This window comes from Flavobacterium sasangense DSM 21067, assembly GCF_000686885.1.
In the GTDB taxonomy this organism is placed as follows: Bacteria; Bacteroidota; Bacteroidia; order Flavobacteriales; family Flavobacteriaceae; genus Flavobacterium; species Flavobacterium sasangense.
Genome location: NZ_JMLU01000001.1, coordinates 38,040 through 63,906, shown reverse-complemented (window position 1 = coordinate 63,906; position 25,867 = coordinate 38,040). Strand labels below are relative to the sequence as shown.

Annotated in this window: 23 protein-coding genes; 14 read left to right on the top strand and 9 right to left on the bottom strand. The window is 32.8% G+C overall.

Annotation, left to right across the window (positions count from 1 at the left end; all coding sequences use genetic code 11):
• Positions 1-68: 68 nt before the first annotated feature.
• Positions 69-524: a GAF domain-containing protein gene (locus BP92_RS0100315; RefSeq protein WP_026724203.1), complete on the bottom strand. Its 456-nt coding sequence runs from the start codon at positions 522-524 to the stop codon at positions 69-71.
• Positions 525-597: 73 nt separating this feature from the next.
• Here BP92_RS0100315 and xrtF point away from each other — a divergent pair, with 73 nt between their 5' ends.
• From xrtF to BP92_RS15545, 12 genes are all read left to right on the top strand, one after another.
• Complete coding sequence (xrtF, locus tag BP92_RS0100310; RefSeq protein WP_035692620.1) at positions 598-1,149, top strand: exosortase family protein XrtF; 552 nt, start codon at positions 598-600, stop codon at positions 1,147-1,149.
• Complete coding sequence (locus BP92_RS0100305) at positions 1,130-1,573, top strand: exosortase F system-associated membrane protein (RefSeq protein WP_026724201.1); 444 nt, start codon at positions 1,130-1,132, stop codon at positions 1,571-1,573. Before xrtF ends, BP92_RS0100305 begins: the two co-directional genes overlap by 20 nt.
• 33 nt (positions 1,574-1,606) lie before the next feature.
• Positions 1,607-2,431 carry a restriction endonuclease gene (locus BP92_RS0100300; protein ID WP_026724200.1) on the top strand — a complete coding sequence of 275 codons (825 nt, stop codon included), beginning with the start codon at positions 1,607-1,609 and terminating at the stop codon, positions 2,429-2,431.
• A gap of 11 nt (positions 2,432-2,442) precedes the next feature.
• Positions 2,443-3,798 (top strand): MBL fold metallo-hydrolase, encoded by a 1,356-nt coding sequence (locus BP92_RS0100295; protein WP_026724199.1) that lies wholly within the window; start codon positions 2,443-2,445, stop codon positions 3,796-3,798.
• Positions 3,788-4,252: an HYC_CC_PP family protein gene (locus tag BP92_RS0100290; RefSeq protein WP_051604331.1), complete on the top strand. Its 465-nt coding sequence runs from the start codon at positions 3,788-3,790 to the stop codon at positions 4,250-4,252. The genes BP92_RS0100295 and BP92_RS0100290 overlap by 11 nt, the downstream gene beginning before the upstream one ends.
• 56 nt (positions 4,253-4,308) lie before the next feature.
• Positions 4,309-6,609 carry a TonB-dependent receptor gene (locus BP92_RS15550; RefSeq protein WP_051604330.1) on the top strand — a complete coding sequence of 767 codons (2,301 nt, stop codon included), beginning with the start codon at positions 4,309-4,311 and terminating at the stop codon, positions 6,607-6,609.
• An 11-nt stretch (positions 6,610-6,620) separates the two neighbouring features.
• Positions 6,621-6,968 carry a heavy-metal-associated domain-containing protein gene (locus tag BP92_RS0100280; RefSeq protein WP_026724197.1) on the top strand — a complete coding sequence of 116 codons (348 nt, stop codon included), beginning with the start codon at positions 6,621-6,623 and terminating at the stop codon, positions 6,966-6,968.
• A 151-nt stretch (positions 6,969-7,119) separates the two neighbouring features.
• Complete coding sequence (locus tag BP92_RS0100275) at positions 7,120-7,455, top strand: hypothetical protein (RefSeq protein ID WP_150111838.1); 336 nt, start codon at positions 7,120-7,122, stop codon at positions 7,453-7,455.
• Between the two features lie 73 nt (positions 7,456-7,528).
• Positions 7,529-10,024, top strand: coding sequence for a YbcC family protein (locus tag BP92_RS0100270; RefSeq protein ID WP_026724195.1), 2,496 nt, complete (start codon positions 7,529-7,531; stop codon positions 10,022-10,024).
• A 3-nt stretch (positions 10,025-10,027) separates the two neighbouring features.
• Positions 10,028-11,896, top strand: coding sequence for a proton-conducting transporter transmembrane domain-containing protein (locus BP92_RS0100265; protein WP_026724194.1), 1,869 nt, complete (start codon positions 10,028-10,030; stop codon positions 11,894-11,896).
• A 15-nt stretch (positions 11,897-11,911) separates the two neighbouring features.
• Positions 11,912-13,519: a SulP family inorganic anion transporter gene (locus BP92_RS0100260; protein WP_026724193.1), complete on the top strand. Its 1,608-nt coding sequence runs from the start codon at positions 11,912-11,914 to the stop codon at positions 13,517-13,519.
• A 62-nt stretch (positions 13,520-13,581) separates the two neighbouring features.
• On the top strand, positions 13,582-14,910 hold the full coding sequence (locus tag BP92_RS15545) for a hypothetical protein (RefSeq protein WP_035692568.1): 1,329 nt from the start codon (positions 13,582-13,584) through the stop codon (positions 14,908-14,910).
• Positions 14,911-15,001: 91 nt separating this feature from the next.
• Here the strand turns inward: BP92_RS15545 and groL are convergent, their stop codons facing one another.
• The 8 genes from groL to miaB all read right to left on the bottom strand — a co-directional run bounded on the left by groL (position 15,002) and on the right by miaB (position 21,946).
• The gene (groL, locus tag BP92_RS0100250; protein WP_026724192.1) at positions 15,002-16,627 is read right to left on the bottom strand and encodes a chaperonin GroEL; all 1,626 of its coding nucleotides are present in this window, start codon (positions 16,625-16,627) and stop codon (positions 15,002-15,004) included.
• 55 nt (positions 16,628-16,682) lie between these two features.
• Complete coding sequence (locus BP92_RS0100245; RefSeq protein ID WP_026724191.1) at positions 16,683-16,958, bottom strand: co-chaperone GroES; 276 nt, start codon at positions 16,956-16,958, stop codon at positions 16,683-16,685.
• 138 nt (positions 16,959-17,096) lie between these two features.
• Complete coding sequence (gene secG, locus BP92_RS0100240) at positions 17,097-17,459, bottom strand: preprotein translocase subunit SecG (protein WP_026724190.1); 363 nt, start codon at positions 17,457-17,459, stop codon at positions 17,097-17,099.
• Between the two features lie 2 nt (positions 17,460-17,461).
• Complete coding sequence (locus BP92_RS0100235; protein ID WP_026724189.1) at positions 17,462-18,259, bottom strand: tetratricopeptide repeat protein; 798 nt, start codon at positions 18,257-18,259, stop codon at positions 17,462-17,464.
• A 14-nt stretch (positions 18,260-18,273) separates the two neighbouring features.
• Positions 18,274-18,777 (bottom strand): LptE family protein, encoded by a 504-nt coding sequence (locus BP92_RS0100230; protein ID WP_026724188.1) that lies wholly within the window; start codon positions 18,775-18,777, stop codon positions 18,274-18,276.
• On the bottom strand, positions 18,777-20,039 hold the full coding sequence (locus BP92_RS0100225; RefSeq protein WP_026724187.1) for a sigma-54 interaction domain-containing protein: 1,263 nt from the start codon (positions 20,037-20,039) through the stop codon (positions 18,777-18,779). Before BP92_RS0100225 ends, BP92_RS0100230 begins: the two co-directional genes overlap by 1 nt.
• A 45-nt stretch (positions 20,040-20,084) precedes the next feature.
• Complete coding sequence (locus BP92_RS0100220) at positions 20,085-20,456, bottom strand: GxxExxY protein (protein WP_026724186.1); 372 nt, start codon at positions 20,454-20,456, stop codon at positions 20,085-20,087.
• 41 nt (positions 20,457-20,497) lie between these two features.
• Complete coding sequence (miaB, locus tag BP92_RS0100215) at positions 20,498-21,946, bottom strand: tRNA (N6-isopentenyl adenosine(37)-C2)-methylthiotransferase MiaB (RefSeq protein ID WP_026724185.1); 1,449 nt, start codon at positions 21,944-21,946, stop codon at positions 20,498-20,500.
• Positions 21,947-22,211: 265 nt separating this feature from the next.
• Here miaB and topA point away from each other — a divergent pair, with 265 nt between their 5' ends.
• Both topA and BP92_RS0100205 read left to right on the top strand, forming a co-directional pair.
• Positions 22,212-24,713 carry a type I DNA topoisomerase gene (gene topA / locus BP92_RS0100210; RefSeq protein WP_026724184.1) on the top strand — a complete coding sequence of 834 codons (2,502 nt, stop codon included), beginning with the start codon at positions 22,212-22,214 and terminating at the stop codon, positions 24,711-24,713.
• Positions 24,714-24,716: 3 nt separating this feature from the next.
• Entirely contained in the window at positions 24,717-25,865 is a 1,149-nt protein-coding gene (locus BP92_RS0100205) for a formimidoylglutamase (RefSeq protein ID WP_026724183.1), read from the top strand.
• Positions 25,866-25,867: the final 2 nt, after the last annotated feature.

Genomic DNA, 25,867 nt, shown 5'->3' with positions numbered 1-25,867 from the left:
AATAGCAAGAGTCGTGTTAGTTATAATCACGACAAATGTATAAAAAAGAGTTAAAGATTATTTGTTACTTAAAATAATTTTGCAACTTGTTCATTTACAAACTCTAAAAAGCGTTCGTCAGCTTCTGTGAAAGGGTCTATAACGTGAGAATCGATATCAATTTGTCCAATATTAATTCCGTTAACGAATAATGGAACTACAATCTCTGATTTCACAGTAAAACTACAAGCAATGTAATTATCTTGCGCTTTCACATCAGGAACTACAAAATTAGCATTTGATTCTGCTACTTGTCCGCAAATTCCTTTTCCAAATGGAATTACAGTATGGTCAGTTTCAGCTCCAACATACGGACCTAAATGTAAAGTTCTAGCTTCGTGATTAGCAAAATAAAATCCTACCCAATCATAATAACTTACGTTCTCACTTAATAATTGGCAAATTTCTTTTAGTTTTTCATCGCGAGTAGCATTTTCTTTTTCAATAATGCTCGAAACAATTGGTTTTAATTCTTCAAATGTCATAGTTGTATTTTTTTTGCAAAAGTATTTATTCCTTCGTATTAAAAAATCTATATTTTTGTTAAAAATAGATGGTTTGAAAAATATTTTTAATCAGTACAAGCATTTTTTTACTTTTTTACTAAAGTTTGTTTTGTTTTATGTCGTTTTTATTTTTGTTTACAAGTTGTATTTAAGTCAATTTGATTTGCAAAAAAACGAAGTAGATGGCATCACAAAGTCAGTAGCTTATCAGACTCAACAATTCATGTTGTGGTTTGAGAATGACGTTAATGTAGTGAAAAATGAAAATGAGCCTTCAATAAAAATGATCTACAAAACCAAATATGTAGCGCGAATTATAGAAGGTTGTAATGCGATAAGTGTAATGATTTTATTCGCTTCTTTTGTTTTTGCGTTTTCATCGCAATGGAAAAAAACCGCTTTGTATATTCTAATAGGCATTTCTGTAATTCATATTTTAAACATTATTAGAATTGCTGTTCTGTCTCTGTCTTTATTTTATTTTTCAGAATACGAAGAAGTTCTTCATGGAACTTTATTTCCACTTTTCATATATGGAGTAGTGTTTGTTTTATGGATTCTTTGGGTAACTAAATATTCGGGCTATGTTAAAAAAAATAAATAAGCATAAGTTCAGAATTGGTTTACTTCTTTTATCTCTTTTAGGGTTAATCTTCATACGAGCATTCGAAAGTCAACTCTTTTACGATCCTTTTTTAGCTTTTTTTAAATTAGATTACCAAAACAAATCATTGCCTGATTTTGATGGTATTTCTTTGTTTTTCGGACTATTAATTCGGTATGTTTTGAATATGTTACTTTCTTTGGGGATTATCTATCTATTATTCAAGCAATTACCGTTAGTTCGATTCGCAATGCTTTTATATGCTTTCTTTTTTGTGGTATTAATAGTTTTGTTTTTTGGATTGCTTTCTTTTTTTGAACAGCCTGATTATTTAATTTTATTCTATATCCGAAGATTTTTAATTCAACCTTTGTTTTTAGTACTTTTTATTCCAGCTTTTTATTATCAGCAAATTTCTCGCTAAATTTTCGTACCTTTAGGTATTATTTATAGCGAAATGAAAGTTACTAAATATTCCGGTGAGTTGGTTCATTATGATGAACAAAAACTGATCAATTCTCTTCGAAAATCGGGAGCCGACCAAGCTATGGCGGAAACTATCGTTAAAGAAATTGAAAGCGAAATGTATGAAGGTATTTCTTCAAAAAAAATCTACAAGCGTGCTTATCAATTATTAAAAAATATTTCTAATGTTCATGCGGCGCGATACAATCTTAGAACTGCTTTGTTAGGACTTGGTCCGGCCGGATTTTTCTTTGAAAAGTTCATTGCAAAAGTAATGCAGGAACAAGGTTTTAAAACGAAAGTTAGTGTTACATTAAACGGAAAATGTATATCACATGAAATCGATATTTTGCTTCTCAAAAACGATGTGATTTCCATGATTGAATGCAAATTCCACTCTGGTCAAGATGCAAAAAGTGATGTAAAAGTGCCAATGTATATTTTGTCTCGATTTAATGATGTGAAAGATAGAAAATACGACTTGTTTTCGGCTAAGCGAAATATTTCAAAATGTATCATTGTAACCAATAACAAGTTTACCACTGATGCAATTCAATTTGGAGAATGTTCAGGTTTAAATATGTTGAGTTGGGATTATCCTCAAAAAAATGGCATCAAAGAATTGGTAGATAAATACAGAGTATATCCCGTAACTTGTTTGACTACTTTAACTAAGGCAGAAAAAGATCAATTACTTATTTTAGATTGTATCACCATCAAAGATTTGGTGCTGCATCCCGATTATTTAAAAACCATCGAGTTAAGTCACAATCGGATTAAAAATGTACTTAAAGAAGCCAATCAATTAAACAATTAAAAGCAAAAATCATGAAAATTCATTTTTTAGGCGGAGCTGGAACCGTAACAGGTTCAAAAACGTTAATCGAACACAATAATCTTCGAATTCTGATTGATTGTGGCATGTTTCAAGGCATAAAATCATTGCGTGAATTAAATCGGGAGCCACTTTCCATTTTACCTGAAACGATTGATTTTGTAATTCTTACGCATGGCCATTTGGATCATTGTGGTTGGTTGCCAAAATTGGTTAACGAAGGTTTTAACGGAAAAATTTTCTGTACCCGACCAACGAAAGAAATTTCGCGATTGATTTTATATGATAGTGCAAAAATTCAGGAGGAAGAAGCAAAAAAAGCCAATGAAGAACATTTTTCAAAACACGATCCAGCCGAACCTTTGTATACAGTATCCGAAGTCGACGCTGTAATTCCGAAGTTTCGAGTGGTGGATAAAGATTTAGATGTGAAATTAGATGATGATATTTCATTCAAATTCTTTTATGCAAGTCATATTTTAGGCGCTTGCTCAATTAAATTAACGATTGATGGAAAAGTTTTGGTGTTTTCAGGTGATATTGGTCAAGACGATGACTTGCTAATGTTTCCGCCTCAAAAACCGAAAAAAGCAGATTATGTTTTCTTAGAAAGTACATATGGAAATCGACTTCATCCACAAACCGATGCTTTACTTGAATTGGAAACCATTATCAACAATACGTTCAATAAAGGCGGAACCGTTGTAATTCCAAGTTTTGCAGTGGAACGTGTGCAAACCATGATGTATTTGATTTGGCAATTGAAAAAAGAAGAACGCATTCCAGATATTCCTTTTGTCATTGATACACCAATGGGAATTAGTGTTTTAGATGTTTTTAAAGACAATAGCACTTGGCACAAACTTTCCTTTGAAGATTGCGATGAAATGTGCAAAGTTTTCACCTTAATTTCCGATTACAAAGACAGCATGAATGCAGTTTTTGATAAAAAACCAAAAGTTGTCATCGCTGCAAGCGGGATGATTACAGGTGGAAGAGTGTTGTCCTATTTAGAGCGATTAATCGATAAACCTGAAACCACTGTAACTTTAGTTGGTTATCAAGCAGAAGGAACACGCGGCAGAAAATTATTAGAAGGCGCTCAAGAAATCAAAATTTACGGTAATTATTATCCTGTGCAAGCGAATATTTTGTTAATTGAAAGTTTATCCGCACATGGCGACCAAAAAGATTTACTGAATTGGTTATCCGAATTGGAGACGAAACCTAAAAAAGTATTCTTAGTCCACGGTGAAAATGAGGCTGCTGATGAACTTCGGTTGAAAGTTCAAGAGCAATATGGTTTTGATGCTCAAGTGCCATTTTTAGGTCAAGTCATTGAAATTTAGATTAAAATTAACGCAAATTAAAATTCAATTTGCTACTTTTGTTCCGATGAATTTCAGAAAACACATAAGTATAGTTTTAGCTTCCTTAGTATTGCTTGCCAATTTAGGGTTGAGTTTTGCTGTACATTATTGTAAAGATGAAATTGCATCGGTTTCTTTTCAATATCAAGAAGACGAACCTTGTGTTGAAGATGTAAAATCATGTTGTGCAAAAGAAGATTCTCACGATTCTTGTTGTTCTAACAAGCTAATCAAAGTTGAAAAAAAGACCGATGATATATTGGTTAAAACCCTTCAATTAGATTTAGAACAAGCAGTTTTTGTTGCTGATTGGAAGCCTAATTTAGTTGCATTTGAATCAGAAAACACCATTTCAAATGAAGCGGCGTATTATTGCGATTCTCACGCACCACCACTCTACAAACTCTATTGTCAATTGGTTTTTTACGCATAAGTTTATTGTTTTTTATTCTGTAAATCAAAGAATTAATAACAATAAATAACTTTATTATGTTTAAAAATATAGCGTTTTTGCTATTCTTTGTTTCTCAATTTATTTATTCACAAGAAACCATAAAAGGAATAGTAACAGACGAAAATAATCAACCTTTATTAGGTGCCAATGTGTTTTGGTTCAATACCGCAGTAGGTACCACCACAGATGAAAATGGGAATTTCACTATAAAAAAATCTCCAGAAACGTCTTCTTTAGTAATCAGTTATATTGGTTTTGAAACTCAAAAAATCGATGTAGTAAATAATACCATCTCTGTTATTTTGAAAGAAGTAAAAACTTTAAAAGAAGTAACGATTACCAAGACTAAAAAAGGAACGGAACATTCTTTGTATAAAGTCCAAAACATTCAAGTAATGGGACAAAAAGAGTTGCTTAAAGCAGCTTGTTGTAACTTATCTGAAAGTTTTAGTACGAATCCATCTATCGATGTGAATTTTTCGGATGCTGTAACAGGAAATCGTCAAATTAAAATGTTAGGTTTAACAAGTCCATATATTTTAATTGCGGAAGAGAATATTCCTTCGGTTCGTGGAGCTTCTCAGGCGTATGGGTTGTCTTTTGTACCCGGAACTTGGGTGGAAAGTATCCAAATTACCAAAGGTGCAGGAAGCGTAATTAATGGTTACGAAAGTATTTCGGGTCAAATCAATTATGAGGTTTTAAAACCTTCAAATGATATTCCGTTTTTCTTAAATGCCTATGCTTCGCAAGATGAACGATATGAAATCAATACGCATTTCAATAACAAATTTTCAGATAAATTAAGCTCAACTTTGTTTTTACATGGAAATACTCGTGTAGGAAAAAACGATATGAACAACGACGGATTTTTAGATGGTCCAATTGGGAAACAAGTCAATATTTTAAATCGTTGGCAATATAACGATGCTGAAAATGGAATCGTAAGTTTTTTAAATGTTCGCTACATGAATGATGAAAAACAAGCCGGAGAAATGAGTTTCAATCCCGATACAGATAGATTAACTACAAACGCTTGGGGAAGTGAAATTAACACCGAGAAAATTGAAATTTCAAACAAAACAGGTTACGTTTTTCCAGATATGCCGTATCAAAGTTTCGGATTTCAAAATTCATTTCAATCGCACAAACAAGATTCGTATTTTGGTTTGAGTCAATATGACATTCATCAAAAAAGTTTTTATTCGAATTTATTATTCAATTCGATTATCAATAACACAAAGAATAAATTTACAACGGGTTTAAATTTCTCTTACGATGATTACAACGAATTCGTAGCGATGAATTTTAATCGCGATTTTTCAAGAATTGATAACTCAGTTGGTGCGTTTTTTGAATACACTTATGATAATTCTGATAATTTTAGTTTAGTGGCTGGAGCAAGAGTTGATAATCACAATCGTTTAGGAACTTTTGTTACGCCAAGACTTCACATTCGTTATAATCCATGGAAAGAAGCTGTTATTAGAGCTTCAGCCGGAAGAGGAAAACGTGCGGCTAATATTTTTGCTGAAAACCAACAATTATTTGCATCCAACAGAAATTTCTCAATTTTGAATACGGATGGGAAATTGTACGGATTAAATCCAGAAATTGCATGGAATTATGGTTTGAGTTTTATCCAAAAATTCAAATTAGTAGGAAAAGATGTTGAGGTAATTTTAGATTATTATCGTACTGATTTTCAAAATCAAGCGGTGGTTGATATTGATGCTTCTCCACAAGATGTTTTATTTTACAATTTAAAAGGGAATAGTTTTGCGAATTCATTTCAAGCTGAATTTTCTGTTGATTTAATGACACATTTGACTTTTAAAACGGCTTACAAATATTACGATGTACAAACGCAATTTGTAACAGGTCAAATGCAAAGAGCGCTTCAAGCAAAACATCGAGTTTTTGGTAATCTAGCTTACGAAACGCATATAAAAGACAAAGGACAACAATGGAAATTTGATGTAACGTATAATTGGTTAGGGGAACAACGTTTGCCATATACACAATCAAATCCAGTGCAATATCGTTTAGATGAATATGCAAAAGCTTTTGGTACATTGAATGCTCAAATTACGAGAACGTTTTCAAGTACTTTTGAAGTGTATGTGGGAGGAGAAAACATGGGGAATTACAAACAAATGAATGGAATTGTTCAAAATGAAAACCCTTTTGGTACTTATTTTGATAGTAGTATGATATACGGACCCACTTTTGGTGCCATGTATTATGCTGGATTGCGTTTTAAAATTAAAGATAAAAAACAGAATCATGAAATAGAAGAGTTAGCCCCAGTTAAAGAGGAAGCTCATAATCACTAAATAATAGAAAAATGAAAAGAATAGTTTTATTAGTATTAGCATGTATTTTTTCTTTCACAATGGTAGCGCAAGAAAAGAAAAGCAAAAACAAAAAAGTAGAGTTTAAAGTCGCTGGAAATTGTGAAATGTGCGAGAAACGTATTGAAAAAGCGGCTTATTCTGTAAAAGGAGTTAAAAGCGCTGAGTGGCACGCCGATCATGGTGATATTCATTTGATTATAGACGAAACGAAGTGTTCTAAAGAAGATGTAGCAAAGGCTATTGCCGCTGTAGGTCATGATACCCAATTTACAAAAGCCAAAGATGAAGATTATGATAAACTTCATGGTTGTTGCAATTATGAGAGAATAGAAAAATAGTAAAAAAAACCGATTAGAATTTCTAATCGGTTTTTTGTTAAAATTAATCAGAAATTAATTTTTTGAATCAAAATATAATATACATTTGTAGTCACTTTAGGTAGCAAGTGAAATCAATTTGAAAAGATTATTACAATTATTTCTATTTTTTATGCTCACATTTTTCATGTGGGCTATTGTTGCTTCATATAATGTTTCAAAAGATGTTGAATTAAAAGCTAAAGCTGAATTTCAACAAAAGTATACCCCATCTGATTTTTCTCATTTTCAAACCGTTGATCTAGAAGAAGGAGAATATGTTACTGTTGAAATAGAACCTGAATTGAAAATTGAGTTTGATGTAATTTTAATTCCAACAAAATCAATTGTTATTGTTAAATCTTCTTTAGAGAAGAGTTCAAGTTCATATTTATCCCAATTCTTTTCTTCTAAAGAAATTATTCCACTTTACGATTTGTATTGTAATTGGAAGTTTCATCTTTCTTAATACACATTTATTTTTTTCACGTCATTAATTTGATTGTGAATGTTCACTGTGTATTAATCTATTTCATTAATCAATGAAAACACATACCGTTGGTTTTGACGAACACGAAGTTCTTCATAGCCTAACTCATTATTTACCTGCGCAAAATCCGCTGAAAGATTTTGTGCACCACAATACTTTGCATGCTTTTCAAAATAAAAAGTTTCATGATGCATTACTTGAGGCTTCTACGATTTTTGGTTACAAAACGTATTTATCAATATCTGATTTCAGACAACGATTTGCTAATAAAGAAATCAATGAAACTGTTTTAGATGCTATCATTACAAAAGCAAAAGGAGCTGAAAATCTTCAAACTTGGAAAGAGAAGTTACTAAAAACCAATTACGACGAATCCATTTCTCCAAGAATAGGAAGTTTACGTTCTAATTGGAAAAAATATTATGCTATAAATCTTGAAAAATCAACACATAGTTTATTATTTAGAGTATTGTGTAGTTATTTAGATCAAGGGATTGCTATTTGGAATTTTCCTGTACATGATAAAGGTTTTTTAGCTTCTATTAGAGAGTTAGAAAAGAATACCTTTAAAGGGATTTTTACTTCCAATAGAGCAAAAAAACTATTACAAGAAAATGCTTCAATCACGCAGTTATTAGAAATAATTGTAGGAAAAGAAGAATTATTCGAACACTATTTATTTGACCAACAATTTGGACATCCAGGTTGGAGTGGGATGATTGCAACTATCGAAAATAATCCAAGTTCACTATTAGATTCAAAACAAATTACATTAGAAGAATTAATCAAGTTTGAATTACTTCTTGAGATTGATACTTTAGATAATAAGTTTAATGATATTTGGGCGCCACTTGGTTTTAAAATCGAAGACGAAGAATTCTTATTATTTGAAAAAGTAGCATATAGCGAATTATTCGATGTTTTATCGCTTTGGCAACAAGCTTTTGAATGGAGTTTTTACGATGCTGTTTTATCCAATGTTCAAAATGTAAAAGAAGAAAAGGTAGTACAAATACCAAGTTTTCAGAGTCTGTTTTGTATGGACGACAGAGAATGCTCGTTTAGAAGACATATTGAACACATCGATAAAAATGTTTCTACATACGGAACGGCAGCTTTCTTTAACTTTGAATTTTTCTATCAACCGGTAAATGGAAAATTTTATACCAAATTATGTCCAGCTCCTGTTACTCCAAAATTCTTAATCAAAGAAGAACACAGAAAGAAAAAACAAGCTAAAGATTTACATTATCACAAGCAATCACACTCGTTGTTTTTTGGTTGGATCATTAGTCAAACTTTAGGGTTTTCTTCGGCTTTAAAATTGTTCTTGAATATTTTTAAACCTTCAATGTCGCCTGCAACTACATCTTCATTCAAGCATTTACATAAAAAATCGAAATTAGTTATCGAAAATAAAGATGTAAATCAAAGAGAAGGTGACTTACAAATTGGTTTTTCGGTAGAAGAAATGGCCAATAGACTGGAGGGTTTGTTGAAGAGTATCGGATTAGTTTCGAATTTTTCTCCCATTGTTTATGTTGTTGGTCACGGAGCAACGAGTATCAATAACACGCATTATGCAGGTTATGATTGTGGAGCTTGTTCTGGTAGACCAAGTTCGGTAAACGCAAAAGTAGCTTCGTTTGCAGCAAATCATTCAGAAGTTAGAGCCGTTTTGAGACAAAGAGGAATTGATATTCCAATTTCAACGCAATTTTTACCGGCTCTACATGATACGACTCGTGATGAAATTGCTTTTTATGACGAAGATACGTTGTCAGAGGATAACAAAACATTGCACCAACAAAATGTAATCACGTTTACTAAAGCTTTAGATAACAATGCAAAAGAACGTTCAAGACGATTTGATACGATTAATACTTCTGATACTTTAGAAAAAGTTCACGAAAAAGTAAAACGTCGTTCGTTATCTTTGTTTGAACCACGTCCCGAATTAAATCACGCTACTAATGCTATGTGTATCGTAGGAAGGAGAAGTTTGTCAAAACAATTGTTTTTAGACCGACGTTCGTTCTTGAATTCATATGACTACGAAGTTGATCCTGCGGGAGATTATTTAGCGATTATCTTAGGCGCAGTTGCTCCAGTGGGTGGTGGAATTAATTTGGAATACTATTTCTCAAGAGTTGACAATCAAAAATTAGGCGCAGGTTCTAAATTACCTCATAACGTAATGGGGTTAATTGGAGTTGCCAACGGAATCGATGGCGATTTACGTCCAGGTTTGCCAAGTCAAATGATTGAGGTGCACGACCCAGTTCGTTTGTTAGTTATTGCCGAACATTTCCCAGAGAAAGTACTATATGCGATTTCAAAAAATCCAGCTACTTACGAATGGTTTAAGAATGATTGGGTGAAATTAGTGGCAGTTCAACCTGAAACTAAAGAGCTTTTTGTTTTTGAAGACGAAAAGTTTGTTCCCTATCAACCTATTCAAACTGTGAATTTCATTAAAGATGAAATGCAGTTGGTTGAAACTACAAAAGAGAATCTTCCGGTAGGAATAATTACTAATACCATTTAAGTCATGAACGAGTTATTGCAATATTTTATACTGTTGCCGTTTTTAGGCTTTATCATTAGTTTGTTTTTGCCTGAATCTAAAGAAAAAGCCATCTCATGGACGGCATTTGGAACGGTTTTTTTACAATTAATAGGATTAGTAGTTTTTATCATTTTTTGGATAATTGACGGTGCTAAAGATTTGAATTTATTAGAATTATCGATATTAAAAACAGCTCATTATGAGTTTTTTATCGATTTCTATTTTGATCAAATTTCAGCAGTTTATTTATTCATTGGAGCTTTATTAACTTCGATGATAACTACGTATAGTCGCTATTACTTACATAGAGAAAAAGGATATAAACGTTTTTTTAATACGGTTTTGTTTTTCTTTTTCGGATATAACTTAGCTATTTTATCAGGAAATTTCGAAACCTTATTCATTGGTTGGGAAATCATTGGAATTTCTTCTTTCCTTTTAATTGCTTTTTATAGAGAACGTTATTTACCTGTTAAAAACGCTTTCAAAGTATTTTCAATTTATAGAATTGGCGATGTTGGACTGTTATTAGCGATGTGGGCAAGTCACCACTTATTTCATGAAAATATTACCTTCATGAAGTTGAATAATTACGAATTGGTTAACGAACATTTGCAAAATCATTCCATAATCGGAATATTCATTGCGCTTTGTTTGGCTTGTGCGGCTGCGGCAAAATCGGCTCAGATTCCGTTTTCGTCTTGGTTGCCAAGAGCTATGGAAGGACCAACACCTTCGAGTGCGATTTTCTATGGTTCCTTATCAGTGCATTTAGGAGTTTTCTTAATGTTGCGAACATTTCCATTTTGGGAACATCAAACCACTATGCGAATTGCTATTGGATTAATGGGATTAACCACAAGTTTGGCGGCTTCAGTAATGGCTAGAGTTCAGTCTTCGGTTAAAAGTCAAGTTGCGTATAGTTCTATTTCTCAAATTGGAATTATATTTATTGAAATTGCTTTAGGTTTTGAAACATTAGCCTTGATTCACTTTGCTGGAAATGCATTTTTGAGAACGTATCAATTATTGGTCTCTCCTTCGGTAGTGAGCTATTTAATTCGCGACCAATTTTACAATTTCAAACCAAGAGAAAAAGCTATCGAAGATTCGTATCCAAAGAAAATAGAATATACACTTTATATTTTAGCTCTTAAAGAATTCAATTTAGAAGGATTCTTAAATATGGTATTGTGGAGACCTTTGAAAATGATTGGTAAATCACTGGATTTCTTGAATATTAAGAGAATTTATTTCTTGTTTATCCCAATTTACTTGCTAGGATTTATAACTTATAAATTTAAGTTGCATTTGCCTTATCAGTTAACTAATATTCTTCCAGAATTGTTTGCTTTTATCGGATTGGTATTTGTATTCAAATCGTTTTCAGAGCGAAGAAGTCCGTTTTTAGCATGGATTTTAATTGTGATGAATCATTTTTGGATTGCTTTAGCCATTGTGTTTAATGATAAAGTAAGTATTAGTGAGATTGCTTACTATTTGGCTGGAATTATTGTTGCTGGAATTATAGGGTACGTGGCTTTATTACAACTTAGAAAATTAGAAAGAAAGATTCTTATTAATCAGTATTTAGGTCATGTTTACGAGCATCCTAAATTTGCTTTCTTTTTCTTATTAGCCACTTTAGGAATCACAGGTTTTCCAATTACAACAACTTTCATCGGCGAAGATTTAGTTTTTAGTCATATAGATAGTAATCAACTATTCTTAGCCTTTTTTGTAGCATCAAGTTTTGTGGTTTCAGGTATTGCTGGAATCCGAATTTATGCTCGTCTTTTCTTAGGTCCTCATGTTAAAACGTATCATGAGTTGCCTTACAAATCATCTTAATTTATTTGAAAATATATGAACGCAAATATAAAAAAATACATTCCTGCTGATGGATTAGCAGGTTTAAAAGAAAATTTTAAAACGGATGCCATTTCAGGTTTCATCGTGTTTTTACTGGCATTGCCATTAAGTTTAGGAATCGCAAAAGCTTCCGACTTTCCACCTATTATGGGATTAATTACGGCTATTATTGGTGGAATTGTAGTGTCGTTTTTCATGGGTTCTCGTTTAACAATTAAAGGGCCAGCTGCTGGTTTAATTGTAATTGTTGCTGGTGCTGTTGCAGAATTTGGAAAAGGAGATAACGAATTAGGTTGGAAATTAGCCCTTGGAGCAATGGTTGTTGCTGGAGTAATTCAAATCCTTTTCGGAGTTTTAAAATTAGGAAAATTGGCTGATTTCTTCCCGCTTTCTGCTATTCACGGAATGTTAGCAGCGATTGGAATTATCATTATAGCAAAACAAATTCCCGTTTTATTGAATGATAATCCAACATTAGCAAAAGGTAAAGGTCCATTGGAATTATTAGCTAATATTCCAAACTTCATTGCTAATTTAGATCCTAAAGCTTCTATTATTGGTATTGTGAGTTTAGCAATTATGTTGGGGTGGCCTTATATCAAAAACAAAACGATTAAAATGATTCCAGCTCCGCTTGTGGTATTGTTATTTGCTATTCCATGTGAGTTATTCATGCATTTTAAAGAAACAGAACCTGCTTATGCATTAGTAAAAATTGGAAATTTTGTTGATAATTTGAATTTCAATGCAAGTTTTGAAGGTTTTTCTCAAACAGGATTGTTTATTAAATATGTAATTATGTTTGCTTTAGTAGGAACATTAGAATCATTGTTAACAGTAAAAGCAATCGATTTGTTGGATCCTTTCAAAAGAAAGTCAAATATGAATAAAGATTTAATTGCTGTTGGAATTGGAAATACAATTGCTGCTTTCTTAGGAGGTTTACCAATGATTTCTGAAGTGGCACGTTCTTCTTCAAATGTTAACAATGGTGCAAAAACAAGATGGGCAAATTTCTTCCACGGATTCTTTATTTTAATGTTTGTATTACTTGCTACTCCAATATTAGAGTTGATTCCAAATGCTGCTTTAGCTGCAATGTTGATTACGGTAGGGATTAAATTAGCGCATCCAAAAGAATTTATTCATACATTTCAAATTGGTAAAGAACAATTGGCTATCTTTTTAGTAACGATTTTCTTTACATTATTCGAAGATTTACTTATTGGTATTGCTGCGGGTATGGTTTTGAAAATTATCATTCATTTAATTAATGGAACACCAATTTCTTCATTATTTAAAGCACCAACATTGGTTTCCTTTGAAGGAAATAATTATTTAGTTGAAATTAGTAAAGCAGCTGTATTTACAAATTACTTAGGAGTAAAAAGTAAATTAGAAGCTATTCCTTATGGTTTTGATGTAACAATCGATTTAAAGAAAACTAAATTAGTTGACCATTCTGTAATGGAAAACTTGGAGCACTTTAAACATGATTATGAAGCAAACGGTGGAACAGTTAAGATTAAAGGTCTTGAAAATCATAAGCCACTTTCTAGCCACCCATTATCTTCAAGAAAAGCAAAATTAGCAGAGCTTTAAAAGTAAAATACTAACATGAAAACCCTTTGTAAAAGGGGTTTTCAAAATTTTTATGTCGTAAAATGAAAAATATTTTAAAATATTTGGGCGTTTTTGCATTGGTATTAGTTACAATAAAAGCAAATGCTCAGGAAGAGAAAAAAGCTGAAACTAATAGCTTTTTTAAAGATCGTAAATTCAATTTAAATGAAGATGGAAGTAACTATGTAAAGTTTACAATGTTAGCTCAGCTTTGGCTGCGTAGTCAAGAATATAATCCAGGAACAACAATTTTTGGAATTGAAAAAAATAGTGGAACCGATATTGGAATTCGTCGTTTTAGAATACAAATGTATGGGCAATTAACGGATAGAGTTTTTATTTATTCGCAATTTGGACAAAACAACTTAAATAATATTTCTGATAGAAAACAAGGTTTCTTTTTGCATGATGCCATGGGTGAATATGCAATTGATAAAACAAAGCTGTCTTTGGGAATGGGATTGTCAGGTTGGAGTGGATTAGCTCGTTTTTCCTCTCCATCAACAGGTTCTATTTTAGGAGTTGATGCACCATTGTTTCAACAAACTACAAATGATGTTACAGATCAGTTTTTGAGAAAATTATCAGTTTTTGCAAAAGGGAAATTAGGTAAGTTAGATTATAGAATTGCAATGGCGCAACCAATGGCAATTCAAAAATCAGCTAACTATAATCCAACTATAAATACCAATTGGAATTTTTCAGCTGCTCCTCCAAAAATGCAATGGAACGGTTACTTTCAATACCAATTTAAAGATCAAGAAAGTAATTTGATGCCTTACATGACAGGAACTTATTTAGGTAAGAAAAAAGTATTTAATATCGGTGCTGGATTTATTTATCAAAAAGATGCTATGTGGAAATTAAATACTGTTGGCGATACTATTAATCATGATATGTTGCATTTATCTGCTGATATTTATTATGATGCTCCAGTTGGATCTAAAGGACAGGCTATTAGCGCTTATGCAAGTGTTACAAAATATGATTTCGGAGATAATTATACACGTAATTTAGGTGTAATGAATCCAGCAAATGGAAATAATAATGCTGCAATTTTAAATGGTGCTGGAAATGCATTTCCAATGTATGGAACAGGTACAACTTTATATGGTCAGATTGGATATAAATTTAAAGAGAATTTAATTGGCAAAACGACTCTTATGCCTTACGCATCCATTCAGAGTTCAAATTTTAACCGATTAAACGATCAAATGAATTTTTATGATATTGGTGTAAACTGGTTATTGGCAAATCACACTTCTAAATTTACCGTTTCTTATCAAGATAGACCAATTTATAATACTGCTGGAGACCAAGTTTCTAGAAATGGTTCTGTGGTAGCACAATATCAAGTTTTCTTCAATTAGATAGTTTTATTTTTTGTTTTAAGTTAGTTTTAAAAATAAAACCCGATTAGAAAGTTCTAATCGGGTTTTATGTATCTGAGTATTTTGAATCTTACATCATGCCTGGCATTCCTCCGCCCATTGGCATTGCAGGACTATCTTCTTTGATGTCGATTAAAGCACATTCGGTAGTTAAAATCATTCCGGCTACAGAAGCAGCATTTTCTAAAGCTACACGAGTTACTTTTTTAGGATCGATGATACCTGCAGCTAACATTTGAACATATTCTCCTGTTTTTGCATTAAATCCGAAATCGTCTTTTCCTTCAGTAATTTTTGCAATTACAACTGATCCTTCACCACCAGCATTTTCAACAATAGTTCTTAAAGGTGCTTCTACTGCTTTGTTAATGATTTGAATTCCTGTTGCTTCGTCAGCATTTTCTGCTTTTAAGTTTGCTAATGCAGCTTTTGCTCTTACTAAAGCAACACCACCTCCAGCAACAATTCCTTCTTCAACAGCAGCACGAGTTGCATGTAAAGCATCGTCAACACGGTCTTTTTTCTCTTTCATTTCTACTTCAGAAGCTGCTCCAACATATAAAACGGCAACACCTCCAGCTAATTTAGCTAAACGCTCTTGCAATTTTTCTCTATCGTAATCAGAAGTTGTAGTTTCGATTTGCGATTTGATTTGGTTTACTCTTGCTTTGATGTTTTCAGCGTAACCAGAACCGTTTACAATTGTAGTATTGTCTTTGTCAATTGTAATGTTTTCAGCAGTTCCTAACATGTCTAAAGTAGCGTTTTCTAATGAATATCCGCTTTCTTCAGCAATTACGGTTCCTCCAGTTAAGATTGCGATGTCTTCTAACATAGCTTTTCTTCTGTCTCCAAAACCTGGAGCTTTAACCGCTGCAATTTTTAATCCACCACGTAATTTGTTTACTACTAATGTTGCTAATGCTTGTCCGTCAACATCTTCAGCAATAATCAACAATGGTCTTCCTGATTGTGCTACTGGTTCTAAAACCGGTAATAATTCTTGTAAGTTAGATATTTTTTTGTCGTATAATAAAACGTATGGATTGCTTAATTCCGCTACCATTTTATCAGCATCCGTTACGAAGTAAGGCGATAAATAACCTCTGTCGAATTGCATTCCTTCAACCACATCTACATAAGTATCTGTTCCTTTAGCTTCTTCTACTGTGATAACACCTTCTTTTCCAACTTTTGAAAAAGCTACTGCGATTAAATCACCAATAGTTTCATCATTATTTGCTGAAATAGAAGCTACTTGTTTGATTTTTTCAGAAGAGTCACCAACAGCTACTGATTGTTTTCCTAATTCTGAAACAATAGTTTCTACAGCTTTATCAATTCCTCTTTTTAAATCCATTGGATTTGCTCCAGCTGCTACGTTTTTCAAACCTTCTTTCACGATTGCTTGAGCTAAAACGGTTGCGGTAGTTGTTCCATCACCAGCTAAATCATTGGTTTTAGAAGCTACCTCTTTTACCATTTGAGCACCCATATTTTCTAATGGATCTTGTAATTCGATTTCTTTTGCAACAGAAACACCATCTTTAGTTACCGTTGGACCTCCAAATGATTTTGAAATAATTACATTTCTTCCTTTTGGACCTAAAGTTACTTTAACTGCATTTGCTAATGCATCAACACCGCGTTTTAAACCATCGCGAGCTTCAATATCGAATTTTATATCTTTTGCCATTTTATTTTTTGTTTAAATGTTTAAGTTTAAATGTTTAAAAGTTGTTGTTATACGATTAAAGAACTGCGTATATTTCGTCTTCTCTCATAATTAGGTAATCTTTACCTTCGTATTTAAACTCTGTTCCAGAGTATTTCCCATAAAGAACTACATCGCCAACTTTAACTGTCATGGTATAATCTTTTTTACCATTTCCTACGGCTACTACAGTTCCTTTTTGAGGTTTTTCTTTTGCAGTGTCTGGAATAATAATTCCTGAAGCGGTTGTAGTTTCAGCTGCTAAAGGCTCAATAACTACTCGATCTGAAATTGGTTTAATGTTTAATGACATAGTTTTTATATTTTAATGTTATAATTAAATTGTTGCTTGCAATATTTCAGAAATTATGCCAAATCATTTTTCTGACAATTTTTCGGTAAAAAAAATGCCAGCACTGACATGCTGGCATTTTGTTATTTTTTACAATTCTTATTTTGTAGAATCAGTAGCTGTTGGTGCTGGTGTAGCAGCAGGAGCAGCTTGTTGTGTAGCTTCTGGTGTAGTTGGAACTGTAGTTGTGGGAACTGATGTGTCATCATTACCTAAAACTTTAGAACCAGATGCAGCGCCATTGAAACTTAAACTAGAAAGTAAAATTAATGCAATTAAAATTCCTCCTAATGTCCAAGTGCTTTTATCTAAGAAATCAGTTGTTTTTTGAACTCCACCTAATTGTTGAGAACCACCAAATGAAGAAGATAAACCTCCACCTTTAGGGTTTTGAACCATAATAGCTAAGATTAATAAAAAACAAACAATTGTTATCGCAATTAAAAAACCTGTGAATCCCATAATTAATTATTATTTTGTTGTAAATTTTTGATTTCATTTATTCGGTCTGCAAAGAAACTACTTTTTTCTGGATATTTCAAAATTAATATTTCATAAGCTTGTATTGCTTTTGTATATTTTTTTTGTTCCAAATATACTTTGGCTAATGTTTCGGTCATTAGATGCGTTGGTTCTTCAATGCTTTTGCTAATATTTGCAGGTGCTTTGGTTGTTTCTTTTACTGGAGCAATTTTTGGATTAGCTTCAATAAATTTATCAATGATGTCTAATTTTTTTTGCTTTTCAGGGTCGTTTGATGTGGTTTTTTCTTCAATTTCACGTTCAATTGGACTAAATTTTGTCAATTGTAACCATTCTTGAAACGAATGTCTCTCTGAAGGAGTAAATGGTAAAGGTTTGCCAATTTCCAATTTTTCTTCTGAAGTTGGTTCTATCTCATTAGTTTCTTCTTTAGGAGTAATGGTTTTAATTTCTGGTAAAACTATTACTTCTTCTATGTGATGTACTTCAATATCTAACAATGATCTTTGAATTTCATCTATCTTTTCCTGTTGAATCGCTGTGAAATTATCAGAAGTTATAAATTCAAATAAAATGGTTCTATCGGTTGTGTAAGCTGCCGTTTTTTTTAATTCGTAATTGTATCTAAAACTTTCTTGATTGAACAATCCTTTTAAATGTAAAGCTCGTGCCGCTTGAAAATACGGAAACTGCAAAACTACATTCTCTAAAGCTATAGTTTGCTTTTCGTTTATAGTTTCAGGCTTATTTAAAAGATATGTTAAATCGGATATGTTCAAAATTTACAAATTAATTACCATTTAGCTAATGATTCGTTGAAAATGTCTTGAGTAATTCGCTCAAAAATAACATCTAATGCAGTTGTTAATTGCGAACCTACTAATTGCTGATTGGCATCGAAATCATAGAAAAAGGAAAAACGCTTTTCAAAATTATCCTCTTCTTTGTTTCTATTGGTAAATCTTACCATTACACTTATTGTTAATCTATTTTGTGCTGCTCTTTGATCTGCAGTTGCGGTCATTGGTGTGATGCGATAATCTACAATTTCACCTTCGTAAAGTAATTCACCACCTTGAGACACCAAATTTAAATTGGTTTGGTTTTGAATAATATCTTGCAGTTCTAATGTGAAAGTTCTTTCAATTCCGGGCTCTACCAAAGGGGCATTATTTTGAAAATAATTTACTTGAAAAGTTTTAGCATCAATGGGTTTAGCACCTGTGAAATTGTAAATACCACAACTGTTCAAAAGAAATGAAAAACTAAGTGTTATTATAATTATCAAATATCTCATTATAAATCGTATTGTTTAATTTTTCTGTATAATGTGCGTTCTGAAATTCCTAATTCGTCAGCAGCCGCTTTTCGTTTTCCTTTATTTCGCTCTAAAGATTTCTTGATTAATTCAATTTCTTTCGCTTCTAAACTTAAGGTTTCTTCTTCATCAACCGTTTCGGCAAATAAATAATTTTGATCATCGTCATCGTCTTCAAACTCTTCTTGAATCATATTATTTTGATTCGGAAGCATTTCAACTCTCGGTTCTTCTTCAAAAATAGCATTTTCTTCGGGTTTGCCGTAAATTTTCTGAATTAATCCTTTATTTGCTTCTTGAACTTTTGAACTTCCGTTTTGCATTAATTCCATCGTAAGCTTTTTCAAATCGTTCAAATCGCTCTTCATATCAAAAAGGACTTTGTACAAAATTTCTCTTTCGTTACTGAAATCACTTTCTGATTTTTTTGTTCCAATGACCGAAGGTAAATTCGGATTTTCCATTGGTAAATAGGAGAGAAGCGTTTGCGATGAAATCTCACGTTTGGTTTCCAAAACCGAAATTTGTTCGGCAACATTTCGCAATTGACGAATGTTTCCGCTCCAGCGATATTTTAAAAGAATCTCAACTGCGCTGTCATCTAATTTGATAGCAGGCATTTTGTATTTATGCGCAAAATCTGAAGCAAATTTTCTAAACAACAAATGAATGTCGTCTTTACGTTCGCGAAGCGGTGGCAACATAATATCAACCGTACTCAATCTGTAAAATAAATCTTCACGGAATTTGCCTTTTTCAATTGCATCAAACATATTGACATTCGTAGCCGCTACGATTCTTACATTCGTTTTTTGAACTTGCGATGAACCTACTTTGATAAATTCGCCATTTTCCAAAACACGTAATAAACGTACTTGAGTTGTTAATGGTAATTCACCAACTTCATCTAAGAATATAGTTCCGCCATCGGCAACTTCAAAATAACCTTCACGCGTGTTGGTTGCTCCAGTAAACGAACCTTTTTCGTGACCAAAAAGTTCACTATCAATCGTTCCTTCTGGGATAGCACCACAGTTTACTGCAATGTATTTCCCATGTTTTCTGTGCGAAAGTGCGTGAATGATTTTTGGAATACTTTCCTTTCCAACACCACTTTCACCTGTTACCAATACCGAAATATCCGTTGGAGCTACCTGAATGGCTTTCTCCACGGCACGATTGAGTTTTGGGTCGTTCCCAATAATTTCAAATCGTTGTTTTATAGCTTGTACTGATTCCATTTTTTTATTTTTTTTGCCACGGATTAAAGGATTTTCACGGATTAATTAAAATACTAATCTTTTATGTTGTAGTGATTTGTTTTGAAAATTTACCAATAATCCAATTTCTGAATTTGAAAGTTTCATGTAATTCAATACTTGTGCAGTATGCTCTCCTGAAAATTCTTTTACTGCTTTTACTTCTAAAACAATATCTTCATTTACAATGAAATCTGCATAAAATTTATGCGGTAATATAATTCCCTTATATTCGATTGAAAATTCTTTTTCTCTTTCAAAAGGAATATCATTTGCTTTAAATTCTATTTCTAACGCATCTTTATATACTACTTCAAGTAATCCTGGACCAAGATTTCTATGAACTTCCATACAAATCCCAATAATTTTAAAAGTTTCTTCTTCTCTATAAAGTCCCATATTGAAATCTGTGTTAATCCTTTAATCCGTGGCTTATATTTTTAATTCATTATTTCAGAATATCCAACTGCTTCTCCAATTAAAGTTGCAGCGGTACAATCTGTGATTTTTACCATTACGAATTCGCCTACTTTGTAATTTTCTTTTGGGAAAACTACTACAGTATTTTGAGAATTTCTTCCACTCCAATGAGCATCAGAACGTTTTGATTCTTTTTCAATCAATACTTCTACTTCTTGACCGATGAAACGTTGCGTTCTTTCTAAACCAATTCTTTGTTGTAAGTCGATGATTTCATTTAAACGTCTTTTCTTCACTTCTTCTGGAACGTCGTCTTCCATTTTTCTGGCAGCCAAAGTTCCTGGACGTTCTGAATACGCAAACATAAATCCGAAATCATATTTTACATATTCCATCAAACTCAAGGTGTCTTGATGATCTTCTTCAGTTTCTGTTGGGAAACCGGCAATCATATCTTGCGATAATGAAATATCTGGAATAATTGCATATATTTTATCAATCAACGCCATGTATTCTTCACGTGTGTGTTGACGATTCATTTCTTGTAAAATTCTAGTGCTTCCACTTTGAACAGGTAAGTGAATGTACTTACAAATGTTATGGTGTTTCGCCATAGTTTCAATCACTTCCACATGCATGTCTTGCGGGTTAGAAGTTGAGAATCTAAAACGCATTTTTGGGAACAACGTAGCACATTTGTCTAATAATTGAGCAAAATCAACTGCAGTCGCTTTTTGTATATCAGTCGCCTTATCGAAATCTTTCTTCAAACCTCCACCATACCAAAGGTAACTGTCTACGTTTTGGCCTAATAAAGTAACTTCTTTGAAACCTCTATCGTATAAATCTTGAATTTCGTCATAAATACTTTGTGGTTCACGGCTACGCTCACGTCCACGAGTAAAAGGAACTACGCAGAAGGTACACATGTTATCGCAACCTCTTGTAATCGAAACGAAAGCATTAACTCCGTTACTATTCAAACGGACAGGTGAAATATCACCATACGTTTCTTCTTTCGAAAGAATTACGTTGATAGCATCTCTTCCTTCTTCAACTTCAGCTAATAAATTTGGTAAATCTTTGTAAGCATCAGGTCCAACCACCATGTCCACAATTTTCTCTTCTTCTAAAAACTGACTTTTCAAACGTTCTGCCATACAACCTAAAACCCCAACTTTCATTGAAGGATTGATTTTCTTTACTGCGTTGTATTTTTCTAAACGCTTGCGAATCGTCTGCTCCGCTTTGTCGCGAATAGAACAAGTGTTTACCAAAACTAAATCAGCGTCTTCCAGATTTTGAGTGGTATTATATCCGTTTTCATAAAGAATAGACGCCACAATTTCGCTGTCCGAAAAATTCATTTGGCAACCATAACTCTCTATAAAAAGTTTTTTAGTATTTCCTTCTTTTTGGTCAAGCACTAAACTCTGACCTTGTTTGTTTTCATCAATTACCTTTTCCATATCAAAGATTTCCATTAATCATTCCGAAGATTCGGAACGCAAAGATAATACTAAATTATAAAATCTGACAAGATGGCAGAAAAGGTTTAACATGAAATTTTAAAATATTTTTTTCTTTATTTCTAAGTAGCCGTTTTTCGTGGATTTTATACCTATATATATAGGAGTAATTTGACTGATATTTTGGTTAATTATAGGTAAAAAAAAACTCAAGATGTTAAAATTTAAAAAAAACCTATACTTTTGCGATTCAAAAAAATATGAAATGGCAAAGAATTTAGTAATCGTTGAGTCACCTGCAAAAGCAAAAACCATCGAGAAATTTCTAGGAAGTGAGTATCAAGTTGAGTCGAGTTATGGACATATTGCGGACTTGCCTTCGAGAGAAATAGGAGTGGATGTAGAAAATGGTTTTAAACCTAAATATGAAGTTTCGGCAGATAAAAAAGCATTGGTGACCAAATTAAAAGGATTAGCTAAAAATGCCGAAATGGTTTGGTTGGCTTCCGATGAGGACCGTGAGGGAGAAGCAATTTCTTGGCACTTATCTGAAGAATTAAAATTAAAACCTGAGAAAACAAAACGCATCGTTTTTCACGAGATTACAAAATCAGCTATTCAAAAAGCAATCGAAAATCCGAGAGGAATTGATTATAACTTAGTAAACGCTCAGCAAGCGCGTAGGGTTTTAGATAGATTAGTAGGTTACGAATTATCGCCAGTACTTTGGAAAAAAGTTAAAGGAGGTTTATCTGCAGGTCGTGTACAATCAGTTTCGGTTCGTTTGATTGTGGAGCGTGAAAGAGAAATTCAAAATTTCAAACCAGAAGCTTCTTACAGTATTACAGCAGAATTCACTAATGAGGCTGGAAAAACATTCAAAGCAAAATTGCCTAAGAACTTCGCAACTAAAAAAGAAGCAGAGGATTTCTTAGCTAAAAATATTGGTTCTTCTTATAAAGTGGGGGATTTAGAAACCAAACCTACAAAAAAATCACCAGCAGCACCTTTTACAACTTCTACGTTGCAACAAGAAGCAGCAAGAAAATTGTATTTGCCTGTTGGAATTACCATGCAAATTGCGCAACGTTTATACGAAGCCGGACTCATTACTTACATGAGAACGGATAGTGTGAATTTATCGCAAGAAGCAATGGCAGCAGCTCAAGCTGAAATTACCAGTTATTACGGAAAAGAGTTTTCTAAACCGAGAAACTTCAATACCAAATCAAAAGGAGCACAAGAAGCGCACGAAGCGATTCGTCCAACCGATATGTCAAGACATACGGTTGATATCGATAGAGATCAAGCGCGTTTGTATGAATTGATTTGGAAAAGAACATTAGCTTCTCAAATGAGCGATGCAGAGTTGGAAAGAACTAATGTAAAAATCGAAGCAAGCAATCATTCAGAAACGTTTACAGCAACTGGAGAAGTTATTAAATTTGAAGGTTTCTTAAAAGTGTATTTGGAAGGACATGATGATGACGAAGAGGAACAAGAAGGGATGTTACCAGCATTAAAAGTAAACGAAAAGCTTACTAATAATTATATCACGGCTACCGAACGTTTTTCACGTCCACCAAGTCGTTATACAGAAGCTTCTTTGGTGAAGAAATTAGAAGAATTAGGAATTGGTCGTCCGTCAACGTATGCGCCAACTATTTCTACTATCATCGCCAGAACTTATGTTGAAAAAGGAAGTTTTGAAGGTCAAGAAAGAAAGTACAACCAATTGATGTTAAAAGCTGGTGAAGTAAAATCGCAAGTTTTAACGGAGAATGTTGGCTCAGATAAAGGAAAGTTAGTTCCAACCGATATCGGAATTATCGTGAATGATTTCTTAGTAAAAAACTTCAACACGATTTTAGATTACAATTTCACAGCAAAAGTGGAGCAGGATTTCGATGAAATTGCAGAAGGAAAAGTAGATTGGGCTAAGATGATGAACGATTTCTACAAACACTTCCATCCAAATGTGGTTGATGTAGAGAAAAATGCAGATAGAGAAAGTGGTGAAAGAATATTAGGAGTGCATCCGGTTTCAGGAAAACAAGTTTCGGTTCGTTTAGGAAAATATGGAGCAATGGCTCAAATTGGTGATATTGATGATGAAAACAAGCAATTCGCAAGTTTACGTCAAGATCAAAATATTGGAAATATTACTTTAGAAGAAGTATTGAACTTGTTTTTACTTCCAAAACAATTAGGTACATATAAAGGAGAAGAAATTGAAGTGAATAATGGTCGTTTTGGACCTTATGTTCGTTTTGGTTCTCAATTTATTTCATTGCCAAAAGGTATGGATCCTATGGATGTAACTATGGAAACCGCTCAAGGTTTGATTGATGAGAAAGTTCAAGCGGATGCGCCAATTGGAACTTATGATGGATTACCAATTCAAAAAGGAGTGGGTCGTTTTGGACCGTTCATTAAATGGAATGGAATGTTTATCAATGTAAATAAGAAATATAACTTCGATAATTTATCGCAATCAGATTTAAACGAGTTAATCGAAGAAAAACAACAAAAAGACATTGATAAAGTAATTCACGATTGGAAAGAAGAAGGAATCAAAGTGGAAAAAGCACGTTGGGGTCGTTCTGTAATTACAAAGGGCAAAATCAAAATTGAATTGAGCAAAGATGTTGATGCTTCTAAATTAACGTTGGCACAAGTTCAAGAAATGATAGAAAAGAAAACGCCAGCTAAAAAGACGGCTACAAAAAAAGCACCAGCTAAGAAAACAACCGCTAAAAAGAAATAAGCAATGGTTTTTGATTTTTTACAACCTATTTCAACTTCTGTAGAAGAATACATTGCAACATTATCCAATCAGACATTGGGAAAGAAAGTGGTGTTTCATACCCAAACCGATTTTCCGGTTTTGGACAATGTTGCTATAGCTATAATCACGGTTAATGAATTTAGAGGAAGTGAAAAAGACAATGATGATTTTTCTTTTGACTACTTTAGAAAGCAATTTTACAGTCTTTTTCCTGGAAATTGGAATGCTTCAATTGTTGATTTAGGGACTATCGAGGCTGGGGCGAGTATAGAAGACACCTATTTTGTTGTAAAAAGTCTGATGACAGAGTTAATAAAAAAACAAATTATTCCTGTTGTCATTGGTGGAACTCAGGATTTGACTTATCCGATGTATCGCGGTTATGATAATTTAGATCAAATGGTTAATTTGGTTTCTGTAGACAATCAATTTGATTTTTCTAAGGAGAATAAATTGGACTCGGAGTCTTATTTGTCGAAAATTATCGTAGAGGAGCCTAATAATCTATTTAATTTCAGTAATTTAGGATTTCAAACCTATTTTAATTCGCAAGAAGAAATCGATTTAATCGAAAAATTATACTTTGAAGCCTATCGTTTAGGAGAGGTTTCAAATAATATTGCAGTGGCAGAACCCGTTTTTAGAGATGCTGATTTAATTAGTGTTGATATGCAATCGGTACAGTCTTCTTATTCTGGCAATTTCGATGTTTTTAATCCTAACGGATTTACAGGAAAAGAAATTTGTGCTCTTACACGTTATGCAGGAATAAGTGATAAAGTAACGTCTTTCGGGATTTTTAATTTTAATCCAAATGGGAATGAAGTTGTTTTAACAGCTCAAATGTTGTGGTATTTTATTGAAGGATTTTGTTTTCGCTCTCATGAGTATCCATTTGGTACAAAAGAGAGCTATATAAAGTACATTGTTCCTATTGAGGATGAAGAATTAATCTTCTATAAGAGTAATAAAACTGAAAGATGGTGGATTGAAATACCTTTTTTAACTAACGTTAATAATAAATTAAAAAGAAATACGTTATTGCCTTGTACACATGAAGATTATTTAGCTGCATGTGAACAGGAAATTCCAGAAAGATGGTGGAAAGCCCAAAGAAGAAATATTGTTTAAAA

What these genes read in the sequence shown, in the direction of transcription:
- BP92_RS0100245 (WP_026724191.1), bottom strand. Translation starts at nt 16,958, where the DNA reads ATGTCATTAAACATTAAACCAATTTCAGATCGAGTAGTTATTGAGCCT.
- BP92_RS0100265 (WP_026724194.1), top strand. Translation starts at nt 10,028, where the DNA reads ATGAACGAGTTATTGCAATATTTTATACTGTTGCCGTTTTTAGGCTTT.
- miaB (WP_026724185.1), bottom strand. Translation starts at nt 21,946, where the DNA reads ATGGAAAAGGTAATTGATGAAAACAAACAAGGTCAGAGTTTAGTGCTT.
- groL (WP_026724192.1), bottom strand. Translation starts at nt 16,627, where the DNA reads ATGGCAAAAGATATAAAATTCGATATTGAAGCTCGCGATGGTTTAAAA.
- BP92_RS0100315 (WP_026724203.1), bottom strand. Translation starts at nt 524, where the DNA reads ATGACATTTGAAGAATTAAAACCAATTGTTTCGAGCATTATTGAAAAA.
- BP92_RS15550 (WP_051604330.1), top strand. Translation starts at nt 4,309, where the DNA reads ATGTTTAAAAATATAGCGTTTTTGCTATTCTTTGTTTCTCAATTTATT.
- BP92_RS0100295 (WP_026724199.1), top strand. Translation starts at nt 2,443, where the DNA reads ATGAAAATTCATTTTTTAGGCGGAGCTGGAACCGTAACAGGTTCAAAA.
- BP92_RS0100230 (WP_026724188.1), bottom strand. Translation starts at nt 18,777, where the DNA reads ATGAGATATTTGATAATTATAATAACACTTAGTTTTTCATTTCTTTTG.
- BP92_RS0100300 (WP_026724200.1), top strand. Translation starts at nt 1,607, where the DNA reads ATGAAAGTTACTAAATATTCCGGTGAGTTGGTTCATTATGATGAACAA.
- BP92_RS0100225 (WP_026724187.1), bottom strand. Translation starts at nt 20,039, where the DNA reads ATGGAATCAGTACAAGCTATAAAACAACGATTTGAAATTATTGGGAAC.
- BP92_RS0100260 (WP_026724193.1), top strand. Translation starts at nt 11,912, where the DNA reads ATGAACGCAAATATAAAAAAATACATTCCTGCTGATGGATTAGCAGGT.
- BP92_RS0100220 (WP_026724186.1), bottom strand. Translation starts at nt 20,456, where the DNA reads ATGGGACTTTATAGAGAAGAAGAAACTTTTAAAATTATTGGGATTTGT.
- BP92_RS0100305 (WP_026724201.1), top strand. Translation starts at nt 1,130, where the DNA reads ATGTTAAAAAAAATAAATAAGCATAAGTTCAGAATTGGTTTACTTCTT.
- BP92_RS0100205 (WP_026724183.1), top strand. Translation starts at nt 24,717, where the DNA reads ATGGTTTTTGATTTTTTACAACCTATTTCAACTTCTGTAGAAGAATAC.
- BP92_RS0100280 (WP_026724197.1), top strand. Translation starts at nt 6,621, where the DNA reads ATGAAAAGAATAGTTTTATTAGTATTAGCATGTATTTTTTCTTTCACA.
- BP92_RS0100275 (WP_150111838.1), top strand. Translation starts at nt 7,120, where the DNA reads ATGCTCACATTTTTCATGTGGGCTATTGTTGCTTCATATAATGTTTCA.
- BP92_RS15545 (WP_035692568.1), top strand. Translation starts at nt 13,582, where the DNA reads ATGAAAAATATTTTAAAATATTTGGGCGTTTTTGCATTGGTATTAGTT.
- secG (WP_026724190.1), bottom strand. Translation starts at nt 17,459, where the DNA reads ATGGGATTCACAGGTTTTTTAATTGCGATAACAATTGTTTGTTTTTTA.
- topA (WP_026724184.1), top strand. Translation starts at nt 22,212, where the DNA reads ATGGCAAAGAATTTAGTAATCGTTGAGTCACCTGCAAAAGCAAAAACC.
- BP92_RS0100270 (WP_026724195.1), top strand. Translation starts at nt 7,529, where the DNA reads ATGAAAACACATACCGTTGGTTTTGACGAACACGAAGTTCTTCATAGC.